1 protein-coding gene is annotated in these 262 nt (G+C 38.2%); it reads right to left on the bottom strand.

Annotated features, from left to right (window positions below; translation table 11 throughout):
- Positions 1-262, bottom strand: a 262-nt coding sequence (locus SB724_RS20635; RefSeq protein ID WP_410572790.1) for a hypothetical protein, incomplete at both ends; no start/stop codon positions are given.

Raw genomic sequence — 262 nt, 5'->3', positions numbered from 1 at the left:
ATGCTGTCCCCGAATAGTTGTTACTACAAGAAGTAAGTGTAGCCGGAGTAAGGGTGAAAGATTTGTCGATAAACTTAATCGGTCCGAATTCTCTACATTGATTTAAGAAACTGGTTGTGCTGCCAGGATCTACATACGAAATCGCATACGTATAGTTATTCGTAGGATTTACAGGAATAGGACCTGTAATTGGGTTGTTATCATCTGCAGCATCAGCAGCAGATCTATAATATTTAACAACAAAATTAGGATTGTTGTTCAG

This window comes from Bacillus sp. SIMBA_031, assembly GCF_046535225.1.
Classification (GTDB): domain Bacteria; phylum Bacillota; class Bacilli; order Bacillales; family Bacillaceae; genus Bacillus; species Bacillus velezensis.
Note: the sequence above shows the minus strand (reverse complement) of the source record. Positions and strands in the feature narration are given on the sequence as shown.